This is a genomic window from Celeribacter persicus, assembly GCF_003050785.1.
Lineage (GTDB): Bacteria > Pseudomonadota > Alphaproteobacteria > Rhodobacterales > Rhodobacteraceae > Celeribacter > Celeribacter persicus.
The window spans coordinates 1-3,672 of sequence record NZ_QAOH01000059.1; the positions used below are offsets into that span (position 1 = coordinate 1).

Below are 3,672 nucleotides of genomic sequence, written 5' to 3' on the forward strand. Positions count from 1 at the left end.
TTGGGGTCGATTCCGGCTGGGGGCAGGATCGTATCATAAGCTGATCCTGGCCTACCTTTTCCACCTGTATTCACCGGTGAGCAGGATATGCGCCCATCCGAGGGGTGAGATGTGCGCCAGAAGCTCTGGCGAGCAGTCGAACCCTTCGCGTTTTCGGGCTTTGACCGCGTGGCCGAGGTGTTTCGTATTCCAGTAGATGATGATCGCAGCCAGCAGGTTGAGACCGGCCATTCGGTAGTGCTGTCCTTCGGCAGTGCGGTCGCGGATTTCACCTTGGCGTCCAATCCGCAGGGCATTTTTCAACGCGTGATGTGCCTCGCCTTTGTTCAAGCCGATTTGGGCGCGGCGCTGCATGTCAACGTCGAGCAACCAGTTCATGATGAAAAGGGTACGCTCGATGCGCCCGATTTCTCGAAGTGCCAGGGCAAGCTCATGCTGACGCGGGTATGAGGCGAACTTCCGCAGAAGTTGGCTGGGCGGCATGACCCCTGCCGCCATCGTGGCGACGGCCCGCAGGATGTCTGGCCAGTTCTCGACGATCAATTTCGCCCGAACCTTTCCGCCGATCAGACTGCGCAGTTCCTTCGGCGCGGCGGCAGGATCGAAGAGGTAGAGCCGTTTCGATGGCAGATCACGGATGCGCGGGATAAAGTGATAGGACAGCAACGCCGTGACGGCGAAGACGTGATCCGTGAAGCCGCCGGTGTCGGCGTACTGCTCTTTGATTTTGCGCCCGACTTCGTTCATCAACAGCCCATCCAGGATGTAGGGCGCTTCGTTGACGGTGGCCGGGATGTTCTGGGTGGCGAACGGGCCGAACTGGTCGGAGACGTGGGTATAGGCTTTCAGGCCGGGCTCAGAGCCATACTTCGCGTTGATGAGGTTCATGGCCTCGCCCTGCCGGGCGGCAGGGAAGAACTGCCCGTCACTGGACGCGGTGACGCCACCACCCCAGAACTGGGCCATGGGCAGACGGGTCTGAGCTTCGATCACCATGGCAAGCGCCCGGTTGATGGCATCGCTTTCGACATGCCACCGCGACAGGCGGGAAAGCTGGAAGTAATCGTGAGAACTGGTCGCCTCGGCCATCTTGCTGAGCCCAAGGTTCAAACCCTCGGCCAGCAGTACATTCAAGAGCCCAATGCGATCTCTACAGGGAACGCCGGTGCGTAGATGAGTGAATGCTTCAGTGCAGCCGATATCGTCATCGACTTCCTGCAGCAGATCGGTGATGCGGACTGCGGGCAGGCGGCCATAGAGATCGAGCACCATGTCGTCGACATCGCCGGGCACGGTGCCGGTGAGGCGATCCAACTTGAGAACGCCATTTTCAATAGATCCACCTGGGATTGCGCCAGTTCGGGCGGCTCTAGCCAAGCGATTCATGCCTTCCGTCAATCGCGTTTTACGATCTTCAAGCCAGACCTCCGGCTCAAAGGGCATGGTCAGTCGCGGCGACGCCTTCGCCGCCTCCATCGGCACAAGTGCCTGTTTCAGGTCAGCGTAGCGCCGGGAATGCGGGAGCCAGATATCGCCGGAACGGAAAGCGTCTCGGATATGGAACAGCACGGCGACCTCCCAAAGCCGGTTGTCATCGGGCTCCTGGGCATTGAGGTGGCGCTGCCATTTTGACGTGCGGCGCAGGAACGAGGTCTGGCGGGGCGCATCGGTCTGATCTTCGGCGAGGATTTTGGCGGCTTTCACCAAAGGCGCAGCCACAGGGGCGTTCCGGACATCGAGTACACGCAGCATGCGTGGCGCATAGCGCCGGAACCGGTGATATCCGTGAACGACATGCGCCAGAGCGTCGGCGGTCATCGTGTCGGTCAGCTCGGCAGCGGTTGCCACCATACTTTCGAGACGTGTCCAACCGCATGCCGCTTCCGTGGCCGCGTCGAGGGATGTGTCATCTCCCTTGGCTTCCAGCAGGGCGGCGCCCAAGTCTTTGAATGACCGCAACGTCTCCTGCAGCGAAGATCTGGCATCGGCGATCCGCGCATCGCACAGTTTCTTCGCGTCCCGCCAGGTTTTGCCAACAATCCGGTCATGGGTCTCGATCACCGCATCAGCGATGGCCGCGGTCCATTCGATGGCGCAGACTGCCAGGATCGCCAGACGCCGGTCACTGGTGATGTCGCGTAGCCCGTCGGCAAAGTATCTCTCACCCTGACGGCGCAGGCACGCGACCCGGTGGGGCGGAACATCCTCCAGGATTCCGGGCGGAACTGCCGATGCCTGCAGGAATTCCAATCTGTCCAGGAGCCGGGATGCCCCCGCCGAGTTGTTGCCCACCTCGAACTGGCGCAACCAGACGAACCGGCTGACCTTGCCATCGACCATCTCGGTCAGCATCGCGTCCAGCCGTTCCTTCGTTTGGTCATCAGCTCTGGCGGCGATCCGGCTGTCTATTCTGCGCTCCGCCGCTACGAGGGCGTCGGCGCACAGCCGCTCGATGACCGAGACACCGGGCAGGATGGTCTGTGTCCGACGGCATTCCTCGACAAACCGGCGCGCCAGGTCTTCGTTGGAACGGGCCGTTTCGGCCTCGCGCTCAAGCCACGCCTTCAAGTCACGCGCACCACGGCCCGAGAACATCTTGAAGCCGTAAACCCGGCGAAGGTCGATCAGGTGCCTGCGCCGTGTCACATCGGTCTCGGCGTAATAGGCGAGGTCTTCGGAACGTTCGCCAAGCTGTGCAGCGAGGAAGCGGCTCACTTCCAGGGGAATGATCTCCCCCGGCATCAGAAGACGACCGGGATACCGGAACGCGCACAACTGCAGTGCGAAGCCAAGCCGATTACGCGCCTGCCGCCTGGTGCGGATGTGTTCGATATCATCATCGGCCAGGGTGTAGTGGTGCAGGAGGGTGGCTTCATCAGTGGGCAAATCGAACAGCGCAGAGCGCTGTCGTTCGGTCAGGATGGACCGTCTTGGCATGCTGGATTGTCCTTGTTAGTCATTAGTCTGTTCAGGACGAAATCCGCACCAGCAAAATCAATGGCTTGCAAGGCCGAAATCCGAGGGGGTTCAACTGGGACAACGTGCCGCCATTTACGCCAGAGTCTCGACCACAGACCAGTCTTGTGAGCGACAGGTGTCCGAGCTCACCGCGTTTGCAGAGCGTGGCGGCTATGACGTGGTCGGCGTATTCAAGGAGACAGCTTCCGGGGTCGCTGCCAATCGGGCTGCACGTAACCGTGTGCTCGATCTGGCGCAGGCTCGACAACTCGATGCCATCCTCGTCAGCGAGCTTTCCCGGTGGGGACGCTCCACCCAGGACCTGCTCGATACTCTGAACAGGTTGGCAGGCTGGAAGGTCTCAGTCGTGGCCATGAACGGCATGACCTTCGAACTCGACACGCCACACGGCCGGATGATGGCCACCATGCTGGCCGGGATCGCCCAGTTTGAGCGCGATTTGCTCAGCGAGCGCGTGAAATCCGGTCTCGCAGCGGCCCGTGCGCGCGGCAAAAAGCTTGGCCGACAGCCAGGCCAACGACCAAAATCCGATAAGCTTGCCCCGAAGGTGCTTCAGGCCATCGAAGACGGCCGGTCATACCGGTGGATCGCACGCGACCTTGGCATCTCGAAAAACACCGTCACAGACATCGTCAAACGGCACCGACATAATGCCTTGTGATACGATCCTGCCCCCTACCGGAATCTACCCCC

Annotated in this window: 2 protein-coding genes; one reads left to right on the forward strand and one right to left on the reverse strand. The window is 61.0% G+C overall.

Going from position 1 to position 3,672, the window contains the following annotated elements; genetic code table 11:
* Window positions 1-51: 51 nt before the first annotated feature.
* Window positions 52-2,937, reverse strand: a complete 2,886-nt coding sequence (locus tag C8N42_RS20930; protein ID WP_107818315.1) for a Tn3 family transposase — start codon at window positions 2,935-2,937, stop codon at window positions 52-54.
* A 112-nt stretch (window positions 2,938-3,049) separates the two neighbouring features.
* Between C8N42_RS20930 and C8N42_RS20935 the strand changes: the two genes are divergently transcribed.
* Window positions 3,050-3,640, forward strand: a complete 591-nt coding sequence (locus tag C8N42_RS20935) for a recombinase family protein (protein ID WP_281261426.1) — start codon at window positions 3,050-3,052, stop codon at window positions 3,638-3,640.
* Window positions 3,641-3,672: the final 32 nt, after the last annotated feature.

Excerpts from the sequence above, each read along its gene's own strand:
- C8N42_RS20930 (WP_107818315.1), bottom strand. The coding sequence starts at position 2,937 with ATGCCAAGACGGTCCATCCTGACCGAACGACAGCGCTCTGCGCTGTTC.